We start from the raw sequence: 18,840 nt of genomic DNA on the forward strand, positions 1-18,840 counted from the left end.
TCATTTCACTCCAGTCGGACACCCGACAAGCGGATTTGCCGCGCGTGTCGTACGAGGTGACAACCGGTGCATCGGCCAGCGGCGGCCTTCACTACGCTGGTTAGTCATGAGTCACGTTCTCGCCGCGGTCGCCTGGCCTTATGCCAACGGCCCGCGCCACATCGGTCATGTCTCCGGTTTCGGAGTGCCCTCCGACGTCTTCAGCCGGTACATGCGCATGGCGGGCCACGACGTGCTCATGGTGTCGGGCACCGACGAGCACGGCACGCCGATCCAGGTGCAGGCCGACGCCGAGGGCATCACGCCCCGCGAAGCGGTCGACAAGTACAACCGCATGATCGTCGAGGATCTGCACGGCCTGGGCCTGGCCTACGACCTGTTCACCCGGACCACCACCCGCAACCACTACGCCGTGGTGCAGGAGCTGTTCACCGCCCTGTTCGACAACGGGTACGTGATCGCGAAGACCACCCAGGCCGCGATCTCCCCGTCGACCGGCCGCGGCCTGCCCGACCGGTACATCGAGGGCACCTGCCCGATCTGCGGGTACACCAGCGCCCGCGGTGACCAGTGCGACAATTGCGGCAACCAGCTGGACCCGATCGACCTGATCAACCCCAAGTCGAAGATCAACGGCGAGACGCCGGAGTTCGTCGACTCGGAGCACTACTTCCTCGACCTGTCGGCGTTCGCCGAGGCGCTGGGCGCGTGGCTGGACACCCGGGAGGGCTGGCGGCCCAACGTGCTGCGCTTCTCCAAGAACCTGGTGGCCGACCTGCGCCCCCGCGCGATCACCCGCGACCTGGACTGGGGTGTGCCGATCCCGAAGGAGGGCTGGGACACCAAGCGCTTCTACGTCTGGTTCGACGCGGTCATCGGCTACCTGTCGGCCTCGATCGAGTGGGCCCGCCGCTCCGGCGACCCGGAGGCGTGGCGCAAGTGGTGGCAGTCCGAGGACGGCCGCTCGTACTACTTCATGGGCAAGGACAACATCGTCTTCCACTCGCTGATCTGGCCGGCGATCCTGCTCGGCTACGACGGCAAGGGCGACAAGGGCGGCAAGCCGGGCGAGCTCGGCGAGCTGGGCCTGCCCACCGAGGTGGTGTCCAGCGAGTATCTGACGATGGAGGGCCGCAAGTTCTCCTCCTCGCGCCGGGTCGTCATCTACGTGCGCGACTTCCTGGCCCGCTACGACGCCGACGCGCTGCGCTACTACATCGCGGTGGCCGGTCCGGAGACCACCGACACCGACTTCACCTGGGCGGAGTTCCTGCGCCGCAACAACGACGAGCTGGTCGCGGGCTGGGGCAACCTGGTCAACCGCACCATCTCGATGGCGGCGAAGAACTTCGGCGCGGTGCCGATGGCCAGCAACCTGACCGCCGAGGACACCGCGCTGCTGGAGACGGTGCGCGGCGGCTTCACGACGGTCGGCAACCTGCTGGAGAACCACAAGCAGAAGGCCGCGATCAACGAGGCGATGCGCATCGTCGGCGAGGCCAACAAGTACCTGTCGGACCAGTCGCCGTGGAAGATCAAGGCGGAGGAGGACCGGCCCCGGCTGGCCACCATCCTGCACACCGCGCTGCAGGCGATCACCGACTGCAACACGCTGCTGACGCCGTTCCTGCCGCACGCCGCTCAGAAGATCCACACGCTGCTCGGCGGCGAGGGCGTGCACGCGCCGATGCCCGAGATCGTCGAGGTGTCCGATCTCGACGGCGGCCCCGGCTACCCGGTGCTGACCGGCGACTACACCGTCGGGACGAAGTGGGAGCCGCGCGAGCTGCGCGCCGGCACGCCGCTGAGCGCGCCGACGCCGGTGTTCAAGAAGCTGGACCCGTCCATCGTGGACGAGGAGCTGGCCCGGCTCGAAGGCTAGAGCGGGTACGGGATGTTGACGTCCTGGGCGTCGGTGACCTCGGTCGCCGGCGCCCAGGCCTCGTAGATGCCCCGTTCGTAGCACTGCGCGCCCAGCGCGGCCACGTTCTGCGGGTCGGGGCGGCACAGGCGCAGCCGCACCCAGGTGCTGTCGGCCGCGAGCACGGTGCAGGGCGCGCCGCGCCAGTGCGCGTAGCGGGTGCGCCGCTGCAGCGACTCGACCGGGTAGCGGGCGGCCCGGCTCATCGCCAGCACCCGGAACTCCTCCGGCGGGTCGGCGACGGCCTCGTACTCCTCGCCCCGGAACGTGCCGATCAGCCGGCTGAACACCGCCTCCGTACGCGGGATCGGCAGGTACTCCTGATCGGCGCTGATCTCGCGCAGCGGGTGCAGCAGCCGCCGCCACTGCGGGCCGACCAGGCGCAGCCAGCCCCGCTGTTCGGGCTGGAAGGTGTACAGCACGATCTCGGTGCCGTCCGGCACGTACGCGACCAGCGCCGCGTGCGCGGGCAGCGGCAGGTCGGCGAAGTCCGCCGTGACCCACTCGGGGATCAGCTCACTGCTGCTCGGCGCGAACCCGGTGCCCAGCACCGCCGCGCCGACCCGGTCGTGCGGCGGCATGGCGACCAGGCCGACCACCGCGTCCCCGATCGACGGCATGTAGTCACGCGGGTCGACGGCCCGCCAGCGCAGCACGTAGGCGATCTCGTCGGCCGCATCCTGGGCCCCGGTGCCGCCCGCGCCCAGCACGGCGAGTTCGGCGGGGGTGCGCAGGTGGGCGATGTCCCACTCGCGGTAGCAGAATCCGTGCGGCAACCGGCCGCGCAGCAGCGCGGTGACACCGGTGGGGTTCAGCGGCATGATCATCCGGGTGCCGCGGCGCACCGTCGCGCTCGCCCGCACGGTGCCGACCAGGTCGGCGGCCTGCCGGTCACGGGGCGGACGCTGGCTGAGCCGGTGCACGTGCTCCCAGCTCACCGCGCGTGACAGCGGCGCGCACAGCGGCGACTCCGGGTGCGACGCGGCCAGCGCCTGCGCACCTGCGGTGACCTCGGCGGCCGGCACGAACCGGTGGTACGCCCACCGGGCCGGGTTGTCCAGGCGCAGGAAGCCCGGCGCGGGCATCTCACTGAACAGCTCGTACGCGGCGCCGCCGGCGATCGCGTCCGCGGCGTAGGCGCGGCCGTCCACGAGGACCGTGCCGCGCTCGGTGTCATTGACGGTCGTCACGAACTCCGACGCTAATCTCCGCGCGTGCCGCCCAGGTGAACACGGCCTGAACAGAAGGCCGCGCGCAGGGTGATCGACCTCGCAGCGGGACGGTCCGCTCACCGACGGCAGCACCGGGTGGGATCATGGCCGGGTGACGAACGATCGCGCCGCGCGGGCCGCCGAACGCCGCTGGGAGTCCTTCCCGCCCGCCCCGGAGCCGCTGCCCCACCCGGTGTTGGACAGCCACACCCACCTCGACATCGTCGCCGAGGACGGCGGCGACCCGGCCACCCAGATCGACGCCGCCGCCAACGTCGGCGTGGACCGCCTGGTGCAGGTGGGCGTCGATGTGAAGTCGTCGCGCTGGGGCGCGGCCTGCGCCGGCGAGCACCCCGCCGTCGTCGCCACCGTGGCGCTGCACCCGAACGAGGCCCCGCGCCTGTCCGATCTGGATGCGGCGCTCGCCGAGATCGCGGCGCTCGCCGAGGACCCGCGGGTGCGCGGCATCGGCGAGACGGGCCTGGACTTCTTCCGTACCAAGGAAGAAGGGTTGCGGCCGCAGGAACGCAGCTTCCGCGCGCACATCGCGCTGGCCAAGCGGGTCGGCAAACCGCTGGTCATCCACGACCGCGACGCTCACGCCGACATCCTGCGGGTGCTCGACGACGAGGGCGCCCCCGAGACGGTGGTGATGCACTGCTTCTCCGGCGACGAGGCGTTCGCCGCCGAGTGCGTGCGGCGCGGCTTCGTGCTGTCCTTCGCCGGCACGGTCACCTTCAAGAACGCCCCGCAGCTGCGGGCCGCCGCCGCGCTGACCCCGCCGGGCCAGATCCTCGTCGAGACCGACGCGCCCTACCTGACGCCGATGCCGTTCCGGGGCAGGCCCAACGCCTCCTACCTGATCCCGCTGACCGTGCGGGCCCTCGCCGAGGCCAAGGGCATGCCGCTGGCCGAGATGTGCGAGGCGATCTCGGACAACGGGAACCGGATCTTCGGGCCCTGGTGAGTGTCGCCGGGCACGTCCAACCCGCGCGGGCCGCCCGATAGCCTGATGGTGTGACCGTTGAACAGGCAAGACTGCTCGGCCCGGCGGAGATCCGGGAGCTGGCCGCGCGGCTCGGCGTCGCGCCGACCAAGAAGCTCGGGCAGAACTTCCTGCACGACCCCAACACCATCCGGCGCATCGTGGCCGCCGCCGAACTCGACCCGGCCGACGTCGCCGTCGAGGTCGGGCCCGGCCTGGGCTCGCTGACCCTGGGCCTGCTGAGCGCCGCCGCGCACGTGCACGCGGTCGAGATCGACCCGCCGCTGGCCGCCGCGCTCGGCGCGACCGCCGCCGAACGCGCCCCCGGGCTCGCCGACCGGCTCACCATCCACAATGGCGACGCCATGCGGGTCACCGCCGCCGAGTTCGACCCGTCGCCCACGGCGCTGGTGGCGAACCTGCCTTACAACGTCGCCGTGCCGGTGGTGCTGCACCTGCTCGCCGAGCTGCCGAGCATCCGGCACGGGCTGGTCATGGTGCAGAAGGAGGTGGCCGACCGGCTCACCGCCCAGCCCGGCAACAAGATCTACGGCATCCCGTCGGTGAAGCTCGCCTGGTACGCCTCGTCCCGGCAGGCCGGAAAGGTGCCGCCCGCGGTGTTCTGGCCGGTGCCCAACGTGGACTCGGGCCTGGTCTCGTTCACCCGCCGCGAACCGCCCCGCGACGACGTCAGTCGCGACGCGGTGTTCGCGGTCGTCGATGCGGCGTTCGCGCAGCGCCGCAAGACGTTGCGGGCCGCGCTGGCCGGCTGGGCCGGGGGTGCCCCGGCCGCGGAGGCGCTGCTGCGCCAGGCGGGCATCGACCCGTCCACCCGCGGCGAGCAGCTCGACGTGCATGCGTTCGCCGCCCTGGCCGCCGCGAAGGGCTGACCGGAGCGGGCGTGGGAGCGGGGTGCCGCCCCGCCGGGTGATCCGGGCGGGGCCAGTACGCTGGTCGGCGTGACAGAGGCATGGACGCTCGGCGACGACGACGATGACCTGGCGGGAGCCTCGTCAGGACCGGTCCGGGTGAGAGTGCCCGCGAAGATCAACCTGCACCTCGGGGTCGGGCCGCTGCGCTCCGACGGCTACCACGAGCTGCACACCGTCTACCACGCCATCTCGGTGTACGACGAGGTCACCGCGCGGTCCGGCGACACCCTCAGCCTCACCATGCAGGGCGAGGGCGTCGGCGAGCTCGAACTCGACGACAGCAACCTGGTCATCCGCGCCGCGCACGCGCTCGCCGCGGCCGCCAAGGTGCCCGCGCACGCCCGCCTGCACCTGCGCAAGACCATCCCGCTCGCGGGCGGCCTGGCCGGCGGCTCCGCCGACGCCGCCGCGACCCTGGTCGCGCTCGACGTGCTGTGGGGCACCGGACTGGGCCGCGACGAACTGGCCCGGATCGCCGCGGCCCTCGGCTCCGACGTGCCGTTCCTGCTGTACGGCGGCACCGCGCTGGGCACCGGCCACGGCGAGGCGGTCAGCCCCGTGCTGGCCCGCGCCAACAAGTGGCACTGGGTGGTGGCGTTCGCCGACGGCGGCCTGTCCACCCCGCAGGTCTACGGCGAACTGGACCGGATGCGCGCCGCCGGCACCGCACCCGCCCCGCTGGGCAGCAGCGACGACCTGCTCAGCGCGCTGCGCCAGCGCGACCCGGCCGTGCTCGGCGCGGCGCTCGGCAACGACCTGCAGGCGGCGGCACTGTCGCTGCGGCCCTCACTGGCCGACACGCTCGACGTCGGCGACAAGGCGGGCGCGCTCGCCAGCCTCGTCTCCGGCAGCGGCCCGACCTGCGTCTTCCTGGCCCGTGACGAACCCCACGGGGCAGACCTCGCCCAAGCGCTGCGGGAGTCCGGCCTGTGCCGCGGCGTGCAGCAGGCGTACGGAGCCGTGCACGGCGCCCGGATAGGCTGATCGGATCATGGCCAACATCATCAATCTCGACCGGGTGAGCAAGGGTTACGGCCCGACCGGCCCGCTGCTCACCGATGTCTCCCTAGGGTTGGACGACGCGGACCGGATCGGCGTGGTCGGCCTCAACGGCGCGGGCAAGTCGACCCTGCTGCGGATGCTGACCAAGACCGAGGACCCCGACTCGGGGCGCGTCACGCACCGGCGCGACCTGCGCGTGTCCGCGCTGCCGCAGGCGCTCGACCTGGCCCCCGACCTGACCGTGCGCGACGTGGTGCTCGGCGACGCCTGGCTGCCCGCCGCGTTCCAGGCCGAGCACGAATGGGCCGGCGACGCGGGCGTCCGCAACATTCTCGACGGCCTCGGCATGCCCGGCCTCGGGCTGGACCAGTCCGTCGGGCCGATGTCCGGCGGCGAACGGCGGCGCATCGCGCTGGCCGCGCTGCTGGTGCGCCCGACCGACCTGCTGATCCTCGACGAGCCCACCAACCACCTCGACATCGCGGGCGTCAACTGGCTGGCCCGCTACCTCAACCAGAGCCTGCGCGGCGCCCTGGTCGTGGTCACCCACGACCGGTGGTTCCTCGATGCGGTCTGCAACCGCATCTGGGAGGTCGCCGACCAGCAGGTGCGGGCGTACGACGGCGGCTTCGCCGCGTGGATCCTGGCCCGCGCCGAACGGGAACGCGTCGCCGCGGTCACCGAGTCCCGCCGACAGAACCTGCTCCGCAAGGAGATCGCCTGGCTGCGCCGCGGCCCGCCGGCCCGCACCTCCAAGCCGAAGTTCCGCATCGACGCCGCCAACGCGCTCATCGCCGACGTGCCCGAGGCCCGCGACCAGGTCACCCTGGCCAAACTGGCCACCGCCCGGCTCGGCCGCCAGGTCTACGACCTGGAGAACGTCACCCTGTACGCCGGGCCGAAACTGATCCTCGACGACGTGACCTGGCACGTCGGCCCCGGCGACCGGATCGCGCTGCTCGGCGCGAACGGCGCGGGCAAGTCGACGCTGCTGCGGCTGCTGGCCAGGGTCACCGACGCGGCCGGGTTCCGCGCGGGTCAGACGGTTCGCCCCGCGTTCCTGTCCCAGGAGCTCGCGGAGCTGCCCGGCGAGTTGCGGCTGCTGGAAGCCGTCGAGCAGGTCGCCCGGAGGGTCAAGCTCGGCGACCGGGAACTGTCCGCGTCGCAGCTCGCCGAGATCTTCGGCTTCACCGACCGCCGGGTGTGGACCCCGGTGGCCGACCTGTCCGGCGGCGAACGCCGACGGCTGCAGCTGCTGCGCCTGCTCGCCGGCGAGCCGAACGTGCTGATCCTCGACGAGCCCACCAACGACCTCGACACCGACACCCTGGCCTCGCTGGAGGACCTGCTCGACACCTGGCCCGGCACGATGGTCGTGGCCAGCCACGACCGCTACCTGGTCGAGCGCGTCTGCGACAAGGTGTACGGCCTGCTCGGCGACGGCAAGATCCGGCACCTGCCCGGCGGCGTCGACGAGTACCTGCAGCGCGTCGACCACGAGGCGGCGCAGGCGGGCGGCACCGCGCCGGTCAAGGACCAGAAAGCGGAGCGCTCCGGCGGGCCGAGCGCGGCCGAGGTGCGCGCGGCGAAGAAGGAGGTCTCGCGCGTCGAGCGGCAGATCGACAAACTCGACCAGCGCGTGGAGAAGCTGCACGCGCAGATGGCCGAGCACGCCACCGACTTCGCGAAGATCGCCGAACTGGACGCGAGCCTCAAGGCCCTGCAGGACGAGCGCGGACTGCTCGAAGACGAGTGGCTCAACCTCGCGGAGCTCATCTCCGAGTAACGGCCCGCACTGGCGGGTAGCGGGTCAGGGGAGGCCTGATAGCCTCACGCATCCCCTGACCCCTCGAACCCGTCGGAGCTGCGACATGGCTTCCCACATGCCCGTCAACCACTCCCTGCGCCCGCTCTACCGTGCGCTGGCCCTGTTCGCCGGGCTGTTCGTGCTGGCGTTCGGCGTGCTCGGCTACCTCGACAGCCAGGGTGAGCCGCTGTTCTACCAGGGCGAGTCCAGCGCGCTGGGCTTGAAGACCAACCCCGCCTTCTCGTACGCGAGCATCGGCGCCGGTGTCGCGGTGCTGCTTGCCACGCTGGTCGGCCGCAACCTGGACCGCTTCGTCGACATGTGGGTCGGCGTCGGCTTCCTGATCGCGGGCACCGCGATGATGGCGCTCCTGCACACCGACTCGAACGTGCTCAACTTCACGATGGCGACCTGCATCGTCTCGTACCTCATCGGCGCGGTCCTGTTCACCGCCGGCATGTACGTCAAGGTCGGCCCCGCCGCCAAGGCCGCCGCCGAGGAGAAGCACCGCCTCGGCCAGGCCTGATTTACCGCGAATCGGTCCCGCCGGGACACTCCCGGCGGGACACTGGGGTCATGCATATCCCGGTCAATCACCGGCTAAGGCCCCAGTGGCGCTTCCTGGCGGGACTGTCGGGTGCGTACCTGCTCACCTTCGGCATCGTCGGCGCCATCCGCACCGCCGGTGAACCGTTCTTCAGCCGCGAGGACACCGAAGCGCTCGGCCTGAAGACCAATCCGGCGTTCGCCTGGCTGTCCATCATCGTCGGCGCGATCGTGCTCGTCGGCGCGATCATCGGCCGCAACATCGACCACTTCATCAACATCTGGGGTGGCGCGGTCTTCCTGCTGGCCGGGCTCATCATGCTCACCGTCATGCAGACGCCGCTGAACAAGCTCAACTACGAGATATCCACCTGCGTGGTCTCGTTCATCATCGGCACGATCATGCTGATCGCCGGGCTCTACGGCAAGGTCGGCACCCCGGCCGAGTCCATCGCCGAAGAGGTGCTGCGCCACAGCACCCGCCCCGGCGACAAGTTCGCCGTCAAACCGCACGCCAACAAGTAAGGGTTATTTGTTGCCCTTGCGGGTCAGCAGGACGGGCTTGGCCTCCAGCTGCGCCAGCCCGTTCCAGCACAGGTTCACCAGGTGCGCGGCCACCGTCTCCTTGCGCGGCTTGCGCACCTCCAGCCACCAGCGGCCGGTCAGCGCCACCATGCCCACCAGAGCCTGCGAGTACAGCTCCGCGAGCTTCGGGTCGTACCCACGCGCCTTGAACTCCGCGCCGAGGATGTGCTCGACCTGGTGCGCGACATCGTTGAGCACCGACGAGAAGTTGCCCGAAGAGGACATCACCGGCGACTCGCGCACCAGCACGCGGAAGCCGTTGGTCTCCTCCTCGATGTAGTCCAGCAGCGCCAGCGCCGCCTGCTCCAGCAGCTCGCGGGGGTGTCCCGCGGTCAGCGCCGAGGTGACCCGGGTCAGCAGGGAGGTGACCTCGCGGTCCACCACCACGGCGTACAGGCCTTCCTTGCCGCCGAAGTGCTCGTACACCACAGGTTTGGAGACCTTGGCGCGGGAGGCGATCTCCTCGATCGAGGTCGCGTCGAAACCGCGCTCGGCGAACAGCTGCCGGCCGACGGCGATCAGCTGCTCGCGGCGCTGGGAGAAACTCATCCGCACCCGTGAGCCGGTCTTCGGGGCGGCAGCCTGCCGGGCCGGCCGGGCGTCACGGGAGTCGTCTGCCACGCCCCCATCCTGCCAGGAGGACGGGGGCGGTGTGGGAGTGCCGGTCGTGTCGACAGTCACCGGGCGAGCTTGAGCTCGGCGTCGCGGTCGATCATCTTCGCCTGGAGCCGGTCGGCCTTGGGCCACTTGACGTTCGTCGCCCAGCCGAACTTCTCGAAGAACCAGATCACCCGGGCCGAGATGTCGATCTGGCCGCGCATCACCCCGTGCCGGGCACAGGTCGGGTCCGAGTGGTGCAGGTTGTGCCAGCTCTCGCCGAACGACATGATCGCCAGCGGCCAGAAGTTCGACGCCTTGTCACCCTCGCGCATCTCGAACGGGCGCTCGCCGTACACGTGGCAGACCGAGTTGATGGCCCAGGTGACGTGGTGCAGCAGGCCGATGCGGATCAGGCCGGCCCAGAAGAACGCGGTCAGCGCGCCCTGCCACGACATGGTCACCAGGCCGCCGACGACGGCCGGCGCGAACGCGGTGGTCAGCGACAGCAGGCCGAACATCTTGTCGACCTTGGCGATGTCCTTGTCGGCCAGCAGGTCCGGCGCGAAACGCTTGCGGTTGGACAGCTCGCGGGCGAACAGCCAGCCCACGTGGGCGTGGAACATGCCCTTGGTCAGGCCCTTGAACGAGTTGCCGAAGCGCCACGGCGAGTGCGGGTCGTCCTCCAGGTCGGAGTACTGGTGGTGGCGGCGGTGGTCGGCGACCCACTGGGTCGGCGAGCCCTGCACGGCCATCGCGCCGGCGACCGCCAGCGTCACGCGCAGCCAGCGCGTCGCCTTGAACGAGCTGTGCGTCAGGTAGCGGTGGTAGCCGACGGTGATGCCGAGGCCCGTCACCACGTACATCACCGCGAAGATCACGACGTCGGTGACGTTCAGCCAGCCGCCCCAGGCGACCGGGACCACAGCGAACAGCGCCAGGAACGGCAGGACCACGAAGGCCCAGAGCCCGATCAAGGTGCCCTTGGACTGGGCTCCCTCGGTCAGCGGCTTCTGTCCGCGCGCGGTCGCCGCGGTGCCGGTAGGCGTGTCGATGGCTGTCGTGGTCATGGCACCTCGCTGGAGCTGGTGGAAGGCATAATTTGTGCTACCTACGACACCGTAACCTACGGGACCGTAGTTTGACAGATCCCGTAACTGTGAATTTCCCGCACAAGGGTCGTACGTCCGTTCTAACGTGCGCCTATGCGATCGGACGAACGCGATGGGCTGCGACGGTGGGCACTGCGGTTGCGTGAGGCCGGTTCGACTGTGCCGGAGATCGCGGCGACGCTGGGGGTGGCTCGCTCGACGGCGTTCACCTGGGTTCGCCACGTGCCGCTGCCCGACACCGACGAACGAGTGGCCCGTCGGCGTGAACACTCGAAACGCATGACGGACGCCCAGTGGTCCGCGCACCGGCCGCAACGCGACGAACGGCACGGCGAAGTCGTCGGCACGGCTGCCGCAGCGGTCGGGCGACTCAGCGATCGTGAGGGGCTGGCCAGAAGTGGGCGACCGGAGGCGGCGGGGTAGGCGCTAAGCTGTCAGGCGACCCGATCGGCTGTGGTGTAATTGGCAACACTCGCGCCTTTGGAGCGCGCTTTCCAGGTTCGAGCCCTGGCAGCCGAGCTAGCAACGTGTTCAGATCGACGTTAGGCAGCTCGTGACTCGTACGGTGATCGTCCTCGCGGCTGGCGAGGGTAAGCGGATGAAGTCGGATCTGCCGAAGATGCTGCACCCGCTCCTCGGCCGCTCCCTGGTCGGCCACGTGCTGGCGGCCGCCGCGCCGCTCGCGGCGGAGCGCACCCTGGCCGTGGTCGGCAACCGTGCCGACCAGGTCACCGCACACCTCGCCGAGATCGCGCCGGACGTCACGACCGCGCTGCAGGCCCAGCAGAACGGCACCGGACATGCGGTGCGCATCGCGATCGAGGCGCTCGGCGAGCTGGACGGCACCGTGGTCGTGCTCAACGGCGACGTGCCGCTGCTGCGCGCGCAGACGCTGCGGGACCTGGTCGAGGCGCACGAGTCGGCGGGGGCGGCGGCGACAGTGCTGGGCGCGTCGGTGCCGGACCCGACCGGTCTGGGCCGGCTGGTCCGCGACGCCGACGGCGGGCTGTCCCGCATCGTCGAGGAGCGTGACGCGACGCCGGAGCAGCGGGCGATCCGCGAGATCAACGCGGGCATCTACGCCTTCGACGCGGCCGCGCTGCGGACCGCGCTGGCGAAGCTGACCACCGACAACGACCAGGGCGAGGAATACCTCACCGACGTCTTCGAACTGTTCGTCACGGAGGGCTCGCCGGTGCGCGTGCACCTGGCCGGTGACGCGACCGAGACGCTGGGCTGCAACGACCGGGCCGAGCTGGCCTCGCTGCGGGCGCTGCTGCGCGACCGGATCAACCTCGACCTGATGCGGTCCGGGGTGACCATCATCGACCCGGCCACGACCTGGGTCGACGCCACGGTGACCGTGGAGCGCGACGCGCTGCTGGAGCCGAACACCCAGCTGCGCGGGGCGACCAGTGTCGGCACGGGCGCGGTGGTGGGCCCGGACGTGACGCTGATCGACACGATCGTGGGCGAGCAGGCCCAGGTCGTACGCGCGCACGCGGTGCAGGCCGAGATCGGCCCGAACGTGTCCGTGGGCCCGTACGCGTACCTGCGTCCGGGGGCGCGGATCGGGCGCAAGGGCAAGGTCGGCACGTTTGTAGAGATCAAGAACGCGTCGCTGGGCGAGGGCACCAAGGTGCCGCACCTGACGTACGTGGGTGACGCGACGATCGGCGAGCAGACCAACATCGGCGCGGGCAACCTGTTCGCGAACTACAGCGGCAGCACCAAGAGCCACACCGTGATCGGCTCACACGTGAAGACGAGCTGTGACACCACGTTCGTGGCGCCGGTGCAGGTCGGCGACGGCGCGTACACGGCGGCCGGTTCGGTGATCGACAAGGACGTGCCGCCGGGGGCGCTGGCGGTGGCGCGGGCGCACCAGCGCAACATCGAGGGCTGGGTGCGCCGGTCACGTCCGGGCAGCGCGGCGGCGGAGGCGGCCGAGCGGGCCGAGTCGGCGCGGCAGAACGCCCCCGAAGAGGGCTGACCCCCAACGAGTGCGAAAGGCGCGATCCCGCGGGGGGTCGCGCCTTTTTCGTCTGCTGAGTGGGCCAGGTCAGCGGCGGCCGGGCTGCTCGTCCTCGTCCTCGAGCCAGCCGCGCTTGGCGGCCTCGGCCCCGAGGGAGAACTGATTCTTCGCGCCGGTGGTCTGCTTGAGGCTGGCGATGTGGTCGTGCACGGCGCGCTCGCTGAGGAAGACCAATTTGGTGATCGTCTGCACGGTGAAGCCCGCGGCGAGCAGCAGGAGGATCCGGCGCTGAACGAGCGTCGGTTCTCCGGACCGGTCCCTGGCCATCGAGCGCAGCCTTTCTGTACGGGCAGTTGTGCTTAACGAAGGTAGCGCCCGCCGTCGGGGGCGGGCAAGGCACCCCGGTGTCACCTGCGTGAACTCCGGGGCAAGCGGTCTGTCCGTGATCTGTCGCACCCGGGAACGGGCTTGCTGGCCGGTTGGCGAACCGCCGGGAGAGGATGAACCGAAAAGGTGATACTGACCGCAGACCATCGTGAAGGGGCGGCAAGCCGATGGGCAGCATCGTCACTGAGAACCGCAAGAACCTGATGCTTTTCTCGGGCCGGGCCTACCCCGAGCTCGCGAAGGAGATCGGCGAGGTGCTGGGCGTGGGGGTGACCCCGACGACGGCGTACGACTTCGCCAGCGGTGAGACGTTTGTCCGTTACAAGGAGTCCGTCCGCGGTTCGGACGCCTTCATCGTGCAGTCCATGAGCGCCCCGGTGAACAACTGGATCATGGAAACTCTGCTCATGGTGGACGCGGCCAAGCGCGGGTCGGCCAAGCGCATCACCGTGGTGCTGCCGTTCTACCCGTACGCCCGCCAGGACAAGAAGCACCGCGGCCGCGAGCCGATCTCCGCCCGCCTCATCGCGGACCTGCTCAAGACGGCCGGTGCGAACCGCATCCTCACTGTCGACCTGCACACCGCGCAGATCCAGGGCTTCTTCGACGGCCCGGTGGACCACTTGTTCGCGATGGACGTGCTGGCCGACTACGTGCAGGCCAACTACGGCCACCGTGAGCTGACCGTGGTGTCGCCGGACTCGGGCCGGGTGCGGGTCGGTGAGCGCTGGACCGACCGTCTCGGCGGCTGTCCGCTGGCGTTCATCCACAAGACCCGCGACCCGCTCAAGCCGAACCAGGTGGTGGCGAACCGGGTCATCGGCGAGGTCGCCGGGCGCACCTGCATCCTGGTCGACGACATGATCGATACTGCGGGCACCATCTGCAAGGCCGCCGACATCCTGTTCGACAACGGCGCCGCGGACGTCATCGTGACCACCACGCACGCCGTGCACTCCGACCCGGCCACCGAGCGCCTGAAGAACAGCCGGATCAGCGAGGTCATCGTGACCAACACGCTGCCGCTGGGCTCGGACAAGCAGTTCGACAAGCTGACCGTGCTGTCCATCGCGCCGCTGCTGGCCCGCGCGATCCGCGAGGTCTTCGACGACGGCTCCGTCACGACCCTCTTCGGCGGCCTCAGCTGACCGACGCGTCCGCGCCGTCGGGGCGTGGTCGCGCCGACGCCTGCCCTTTCATCGACGTTGGCCTATCACATCGAATCGGAGCGCCGATTTCTCGATGTGATAGGCCAACGTCGATGTGAAGCGCGGTGGGCCGCAGGTGTGCGGAGCTGGGGTGATTTGAGCCGCCCCGCCGGGGATCACCGAAAGTGATCGGGTACAGTAATCGGGTTGCCACGGCGAGGGTGCCCTGCGGGTCGAAAAGCCTGTTGATGGCGCCGTGATCGACGCGGTGCTCCGGGTCATGGTTACCCCGCGCGCCCTCGTTCGCTCGGCCTGACAGAGACCCGTTGAGCAGGAGAAGAATCGTGTCTGAAGTAAAGATCAGCGCCGAGCCGCGTACCGAGTTCGGCAAGGGCGGCGCGCGCCGCACCCGCCGTGCGGGCCTCGTGCCCGCCGTCATCTACGGTCACGGTGAGGCCCCGCGCCACATCGCCGTCCCGGCCCGTGAGTTCGCCGCCGCGATCCGCCACGGTGGCATCAACACCGTCTTCGAGCTGGTCGGCCCCGACGGCACCAAGACCCTGGCCCTGCCGAAGGCCATCCAGCGCGACCCGCTGAAGGACACCTTCGAGCACATCGACCTGATCATCGTCAAGCGCGGCGAGCAGGTCACCGTCGACGTTCCGGTGCACCTGGTCGGCGAGGCCGCCAAGGGCACGCTGGTCATGCACGAGCACGACAAGATCTCGATTATCGCCGAGGCGCTGCACCTGCCGGAGTTCGTCGAGGCCTCGATCGAGGGCCTGGAGGCCGGCTCGCACGTCACCGCCGGTGACATCAAGCTGCCGAAGGGCGCGCAGCTGGCCGTCGAGGCCGACACCATGGTCGCCGTGGTGACCCAGGCCCCGACCGCCGAGCAGCTCGAGGGCGAGACCGCCGAGGCTCCGGAGGCCGCCGAGGCCGAGGCCGCCGAGGCTGCCGAGCCCGTGGCCGCCGAGGCCTGATCCACGTTCGCCCGTGGCGTCCTTCATGCTGTAGAAGCGTGAAGGACGCCACGAGTGTTTTCAGGGGAGTGTTGATGGAGCAGGCCGCACCGTGGCTGATCGTGGGCCTGGGCAACCCGGGGCCGCAGTATGCCGGCAACCGGCACAACGTCGGGTTCTTCATCGCCGACCTGCTGGCCGAGCGCACCGGCGTGAAGTTCGGCCGGCACCGCAAGGCCGTCGCCGACGTGGCCGAGGCGCGGCTGGGCTACGGCGTGGACGCGCCGCGGCTGGTGCTGGTGAAGCCGTTGACCTACATGAACCTGTCGGGCGGGCCCGCCGCGGCGCTGAGCCAGTTCTACAAGGTGCCGGTCGAGCAGATCATCGCCGTGCACGACGAGCTGGACATCCCGTACGGGCAGCTGCGGTTGAAGGTGGGCGGCGGCGAGGGCGGCCACAACGGGCTGCGTTCGATGAGCAAGTCGTTGGCCACCAAGGAGTACCTGCGGGTGCGGTTCGGGGTGGGCCGGCCGCCCGGCCGCCAGGACCCCGCGGACTTCGTGCTGTCCGACTTCTCCGCGGTGGAGCGCAAGGAGCTGGACTTCCTGGTGGACCGGGCGGCGGACGCGGTCGAGGCGATCGTCAAGGGCGGCCTGGCCGCCGCGCAGCAGACCTATCACACAGCCTGATCCCGGACAGTTCTCCGCCGTCACATTTGCCCCTTTCTCGCGTTGTAACCGTCAGGCGCATCTGCCACAGACCAGTTTCCGCAGGTCACTCGCAGGTGCCGCCGGGTCGTGACGGGGGGGCATTCATGGAGCAGCGCCGAGACGACGATCGGCGCGGCCCGCGGCCCTACCCGCAGCGCCACCGGCACATCGACGCTTCCGGGGCGCTGTCCTACACCGCCACACCGACCCCGGCGGGTCCGGCGCCGTTCAGCCCCGCGCCGGTGGGACTGGTCGCGGTGCGCCCGCAGACGCCACAGCACCGGCCCCCGGCCGGACGCCGGCCGCTGCACCGGGGCAGCACCCACATCGGCACGCCGGTGCGCGTGCTCGACCGTCGCAAGGGCTGGGAGCAGCGCTATCTGCGTACGCTGCTCGGCTCCGACCTGCTCGTCGGCGCGGCCGCGGGCGTGCTCGTCTACATGCTGCGCTTCGGCAGCGAGATCACGCCGTACACCAGTACGTACGTTTTGCTGTCGCTGGCGCTGCCGTTCGCGCTCGTCGCGTCGCTGGCGCTGACCAGGGCCTACGACAAGCGTTACCTGTACGTCGGCACGCAGGAGTACGACCGGGTCATGCGCGGCGGGCTGTGGCTGATCGCGACCGCGGCCGTCGGCTCGTACGCCCTCGAACTGCCCACCGCCCGCTCGTACGTGCTGATCGCGCTGCCCGCCGCCACCGGCACGCTGGTGCTGACCCGGTTTCTGATCCGCAAGTCGCTGCACCGGCGGCGTGAACGCGGCGACTGCCTGCGCCGGGTCGTCGTGGTCGGGCACGAGTTGGCCATCATCGGGCTGACCCGGCAGCTGTGCCGCGAGCGCTTCCACGGCCTGGAGGTCGTCGGGGCGTGCGTGCCGCGCGGCAGCGACGGCCGCGTCGGCCTGCCCGTGTACGGCACGTTCGAGGACGTCGCGCCGGCCGTGCGGGCCGCGGGCGCGGACACCGTGATCGTGCTCAGCTGCCCAGAGCTCGACGGGCACGCGCTGCGCCGGATGGCCTGGCAGCTGGAGCGCGACGAGACCGACCTGATCGTGGCCAGCTCCCTGATCGACGTCGCCGGCGGGCGCACGACCATCCGCCCGGTCGACGGGCTGCCGATGTTGCACGTGGAACATCCGCGGCTGTCCGGCGGCAGCCGGGTGATGAAGGAGCTGATGGACCGGGTCGGCGCGGCGCTGCTGCTGGTGCTGTCCGCGCCGCTGCTCGTGGTGATCGCGATGGCGCTGCGCATCGACTCGCCCGGACCGGCCCTGTTCAAGCAGGTACGGGTCGGCAGGGACGGCCGCGAGTTCGTCATCTACAAGTTCCGTACCATGTACACCGACGCCGAGGCACGGCTTGCCGAGCTGAAGCATCTCAACGAGCACGACGGAGTGCTGTTCAAGATCCGGGACGATCCGCGGGTGACCGCGATGGGCCGCTGGATGCGCCGCTACTCGCTGGACGAGCTGCCGCAGTTGCTGAACGTGCTGCTGGGGCAGATGTCGCTGGTGGGGCCGCGGCCGCCACTGCCCCGCGAGGTTGCCGAATACGCCGCCGACGTGTGGCGCAGGCTGGCGGTGAAGCCCGGCATGACAGGACTCTGGCAGGTCTCCGGGCGATCCGACCTGCCGTGGGAGGAGGCGGTCCGTTTGGACCTCCGCTATGTCGAGAACTGGTCAATGTCCATGGACCTGCTCATACTCCTGCGTACGCTGACCGCCGTTGCCCGTAGCTCTGGAGCGTACTGATGCCCCCGGTGGAAGACGGCGCCTTCGCCGTATGGCTGGCCCGACAGGCCGGCGACCTGCTGCTCGCCCTGCGCGACGAACTCGGATTCGACGACCCGGCCGGCCTGCGCGCCGCCGGTGACAAGCGCTCGCACGACCTGCTCATGACCGAGCTGGGCCGCTGGCGGCCCGCCGACGCGGTGCTGAGCGAGGAGGGCGTCGACGACCCCGCCCGGCTCACCGCCAACCGGCTGTGGATCATCGACCCGCTGGACGGCACCCGCGAGTTCGGCGAGCAGGGCCGCGCCGACTGGGCCGTGCACGTGGCGCTGTGGCGGCGTACCGGCGAGAGCACCGGCGTGCTCGCCGCGGGGGCCGTCGGCCTGCCCGCGCAGCAGCGGGTGCTCGGCAGCGAGCCGGCCGCGCCGTACCCGCCGCTGTCCCCGCAGGTCGCCGCGGGCGGCCCGATCCGCATCGCGACCAGCCGCACCCGGCCGCCGTACTTCCTGGCCGCCGTTGCCGAGCAGGTCGGCGCCCAGCTGGTGCCGATGGGCTCGGCGGGCGCGAAGATCGCCGCCGTGGTCACCGGTGAGGTCGACGCCTACATCCACGGCGGGGGCCAGTACGAGTGGGACTCGGCCGCCCCGGTCGCCGTCGCGGCCGCGGCGGGACTGCACACCTCGCGCATCGACGGTTCGCCGCTGATCTACAACCAGTCGGACGCGAGCCTGCCCGATCTCCTCGTCTGCCGCCGCGATCTGGCCGCTGACCTGCTGTCGGCCGTGTCACAGCATTCTTGATCGGCAAGCGCGACCGCGTGTACGGTAGATTCCCGAGTAATTCACTAGGAAAGGTCTGGATATGATCCAGCCTGCGTCTGAGCAGCCGGCTGCGTACCGGGTCTCCCACCTCGACGCTCTCGAAGCAGAGAGCGTCTTCGTGATGCGGGAGGTGGTGGCGGAGTTCGAGCGTCCGGTGCTGCTGTTCTCGGGTGGCAAGGATTCGATCGTGATGCTGCGCCTGGCGCAGAAGGCGTTCGCCCCGGGCCGGATTCCTTTCCCGGTGATGCACGTCGACACGGGTCACAACTTCCCCGAGGTGCTCGAATATCGGGACCGGCGGGTGGACGAGCTCGGCCTGCAGTTGATCGTGGCGTCGGTGCCGGAGGCGATCGCGCGTGGTCTGGTGACCGAGCCTGCTGGTGGGTCGCGGAACCGGATCCAGACGCCGGTG

At 70.6% G+C, this 18,840-nt stretch carries 19 protein-coding genes and 1 tRNA gene; 16 read left to right on the top strand and 4 right to left on the bottom strand.

Features of this window, described 5'->3' with window-relative positions:
* The first annotated feature begins 106 nt into the window (after positions 1–106).
* The gene (gene metG, locus AB0B66_RS32070) at positions 107–1,882 is read left to right on the top strand and encodes a methionine--tRNA ligase (RefSeq protein WP_360537012.1); all 1,776 of its coding nucleotides are present in this window, start codon (positions 107–109) and stop codon (positions 1,880–1,882) included.
* Here metG and AB0B66_RS32075 read toward each other — a convergent pair.
* Positions 1,879–3,111 carry a hypothetical protein gene (locus AB0B66_RS32075; protein ID WP_360537014.1) on the bottom strand — a complete coding sequence of 411 codons (1,233 nt, stop codon included), beginning with the start codon at positions 3,109–3,111 and terminating at the stop codon, positions 1,879–1,881. The two genes, metG and AB0B66_RS32075, sit on opposite strands and share 4 nt — an antisense overlap.
* A gap of 133 nt (positions 3,112–3,244) precedes the next feature.
* Here AB0B66_RS32075 and AB0B66_RS32080 point away from each other — a divergent pair, with 133 nt between their 5' ends.
* From AB0B66_RS32080 to AB0B66_RS32105, 6 genes are all read left to right on the top strand, one after another.
* Positions 3,245–4,099: a TatD family hydrolase gene (locus tag AB0B66_RS32080; protein WP_360537016.1), complete on the top strand. Its 855-nt coding sequence runs from the start codon at positions 3,245–3,247 to the stop codon at positions 4,097–4,099.
* A gap of 50 nt (positions 4,100–4,149) precedes the next feature.
* Positions 4,150–5,007, top strand: coding sequence for a 16S rRNA (adenine(1518)-N(6)/adenine(1519)-N(6))-dimethyltransferase RsmA (gene rsmA, locus AB0B66_RS32085; protein WP_360537018.1), 858 nt, complete (start codon positions 4,150–4,152; stop codon positions 5,005–5,007).
* Positions 5,008–5,076: 69 nt separating this feature from the next.
* On the top strand, positions 5,077–6,033 hold the full coding sequence (locus AB0B66_RS32090; RefSeq protein ID WP_360537020.1) for a 4-(cytidine 5'-diphospho)-2-C-methyl-D-erythritol kinase: 957 nt from the start codon (positions 5,077–5,079) through the stop codon (positions 6,031–6,033).
* Between the two features lie 7 nt (positions 6,034–6,040).
* The gene (locus AB0B66_RS32095; protein WP_360537022.1) at positions 6,041–7,837 is read left to right on the top strand and encodes an ABC-F family ATP-binding cassette domain-containing protein; all 1,797 of its coding nucleotides are present in this window, start codon (positions 6,041–6,043) and stop codon (positions 7,835–7,837) included.
* Between the two features lie 85 nt (positions 7,838–7,922).
* Entirely contained in the window at positions 7,923–8,384 is a 462-nt protein-coding gene (locus AB0B66_RS32100; protein WP_360537024.1) for a DUF4383 domain-containing protein, read from the top strand.
* Between the two features lie 50 nt (positions 8,385–8,434).
* Positions 8,435–8,929, top strand: a complete 495-nt coding sequence (locus AB0B66_RS32105) for a DUF4383 domain-containing protein (RefSeq protein WP_360537026.1) — start codon at positions 8,435–8,437, stop codon at positions 8,927–8,929.
* 3 nt (positions 8,930–8,932) lie between these two features.
* Here the strand turns inward: AB0B66_RS32105 and AB0B66_RS32110 are convergent, their stop codons facing one another.
* Complete coding sequence (locus tag AB0B66_RS32110) at positions 8,933–9,538, bottom strand: TetR/AcrR family transcriptional regulator (protein ID WP_360537056.1); 606 nt, start codon at positions 9,536–9,538, stop codon at positions 8,933–8,935.
* Positions 9,539–9,666: 128 nt separating this feature from the next.
* A complete protein-coding gene (locus AB0B66_RS32115) occupies positions 9,667–10,656 on the bottom strand; it encodes an acyl-CoA desaturase (RefSeq protein ID WP_360537028.1) in 990 nt (329 codons plus the stop codon).
* Positions 10,657–10,791: 135 nt separating this feature from the next.
* Here AB0B66_RS32115 and AB0B66_RS32120 point away from each other — a divergent pair, with 135 nt between their 5' ends.
* The 3 genes from AB0B66_RS32120 (at position 10,792) to glmU (ending at position 12,691) form a co-directional block, all read left to right on the top strand.
* A complete protein-coding gene (locus AB0B66_RS32120) occupies positions 10,792–11,121 on the top strand; it encodes a helix-turn-helix domain-containing protein (protein WP_360537030.1) in 330 nt (109 codons plus the stop codon).
* A gap of 24 nt (positions 11,122–11,145) precedes the next feature.
* Positions 11,146–11,217, top strand: a tRNA-Gln gene (locus tag AB0B66_RS32125).
* A gap of 34 nt (positions 11,218–11,251) precedes the next feature.
* The gene (gene glmU, locus AB0B66_RS32130) at positions 11,252–12,691 is read left to right on the top strand and encodes a bifunctional UDP-N-acetylglucosamine diphosphorylase/glucosamine-1-phosphate N-acetyltransferase GlmU (protein ID WP_360537032.1); all 1,440 of its coding nucleotides are present in this window, start codon (positions 11,252–11,254) and stop codon (positions 12,689–12,691) included.
* Positions 12,692–12,760: 69 nt separating this feature from the next.
* On the opposite strand, the gene AB0B66_RS32135 is transcribed toward glmU, so the two are convergent.
* The gene (locus tag AB0B66_RS32135) at positions 12,761–13,000 is read right to left on the bottom strand and encodes a response regulator transcription factor (RefSeq protein WP_203698612.1); all 240 of its coding nucleotides are present in this window, start codon (positions 12,998–13,000) and stop codon (positions 12,761–12,763) included.
* Positions 13,001–13,227: 227 nt separating this feature from the next.
* Between AB0B66_RS32135 and AB0B66_RS32140 the strand changes: the two genes are divergently transcribed.
* From AB0B66_RS32140 to AB0B66_RS32165, 6 genes are all read left to right on the top strand, one after another.
* The gene (locus tag AB0B66_RS32140) at positions 13,228–14,208 is read left to right on the top strand and encodes a ribose-phosphate diphosphokinase (RefSeq protein WP_360537034.1); all 981 of its coding nucleotides are present in this window, start codon (positions 13,228–13,230) and stop codon (positions 14,206–14,208) included.
* Positions 14,209–14,552: 344 nt separating this feature from the next.
* Positions 14,553–15,191: a 50S ribosomal protein L25/general stress protein Ctc gene (locus AB0B66_RS32145; RefSeq protein ID WP_360537036.1), complete on the top strand. Its 639-nt coding sequence runs from the start codon at positions 14,553–14,555 to the stop codon at positions 15,189–15,191.
* 71 nt (positions 15,192–15,262) lie between these two features.
* Positions 15,263–15,859, top strand: coding sequence for an aminoacyl-tRNA hydrolase (pth, locus tag AB0B66_RS32150; protein WP_360537058.1), 597 nt, complete (start codon positions 15,263–15,265; stop codon positions 15,857–15,859).
* 125 nt (positions 15,860–15,984) lie between these two features.
* Positions 15,985–17,628: a sugar transferase gene (locus tag AB0B66_RS32155; RefSeq protein WP_360537038.1), complete on the top strand. Its 1,644-nt coding sequence runs from the start codon at positions 15,985–15,987 to the stop codon at positions 17,626–17,628.
* The gene (locus tag AB0B66_RS32160) at positions 17,628–18,407 is read left to right on the top strand and encodes a 3'(2'),5'-bisphosphate nucleotidase CysQ (RefSeq protein ID WP_360537040.1); all 780 of its coding nucleotides are present in this window, start codon (positions 17,628–17,630) and stop codon (positions 18,405–18,407) included. Before AB0B66_RS32155 ends, AB0B66_RS32160 begins: the two co-directional genes overlap by 1 nt.
* Before the next feature lie 61 nt (positions 18,408–18,468).
* Positions 18,469–18,840: phosphoadenosine phosphosulfate reductase family protein (locus AB0B66_RS32165; RefSeq protein WP_360537042.1), on the top strand; the 372-nt coding region annotated here is incomplete at its 3' end.

The sequence above is a fragment of the Catellatospora sp. NPDC049111 genome, assembly GCF_040648615.1.
GTDB lineage: Bacteria > Actinomycetota > Actinomycetes > Mycobacteriales > Micromonosporaceae > Catellatospora > Catellatospora aurea.

Coding starts and splice junctions, on each gene's coding strand:
- AB0B66_RS32115 (WP_360537028.1), bottom strand. CDS start 10,656: ATGACCACGACAGCCATCGACACGCCTACCGGCACCGCGGCGACCGCG.
- AB0B66_RS32105 (WP_360537026.1), top strand. CDS start 8,435: ATGCATATCCCGGTCAATCACCGGCTAAGGCCCCAGTGGCGCTTCCTG.
- AB0B66_RS32160 (WP_360537040.1), top strand. CDS start 17,628: ATGCCCCCGGTGGAAGACGGCGCCTTCGCCGTATGGCTGGCCCGACAG.
- AB0B66_RS32100 (WP_360537024.1), top strand. CDS start 7,923: ATGGCTTCCCACATGCCCGTCAACCACTCCCTGCGCCCGCTCTACCGT.
- AB0B66_RS32110 (WP_360537056.1), bottom strand. CDS start 9,538: ATGAGTTTCTCCCAGCGCCGCGAGCAGCTGATCGCCGTCGGCCGGCAG.
- AB0B66_RS32095 (WP_360537022.1), top strand. CDS start 6,041: ATGGCCAACATCATCAATCTCGACCGGGTGAGCAAGGGTTACGGCCCG.
- AB0B66_RS32120 (WP_360537030.1), top strand. CDS start 10,792: ATGCGATCGGACGAACGCGATGGGCTGCGACGGTGGGCACTGCGGTTG.
- AB0B66_RS32135 (WP_203698612.1), bottom strand. CDS start 13,000: ATGGCCAGGGACCGGTCCGGAGAACCGACGCTCGTTCAGCGCCGGATC.
- AB0B66_RS32140 (WP_360537034.1), top strand. CDS start 13,228: ATGGGCAGCATCGTCACTGAGAACCGCAAGAACCTGATGCTTTTCTCG.
- AB0B66_RS32155 (WP_360537038.1), top strand. CDS start 15,985: ATGGAGCAGCGCCGAGACGACGATCGGCGCGGCCCGCGGCCCTACCCG.
- metG (WP_360537012.1), top strand. CDS start 107: ATGAGTCACGTTCTCGCCGCGGTCGCCTGGCCTTATGCCAACGGCCCG.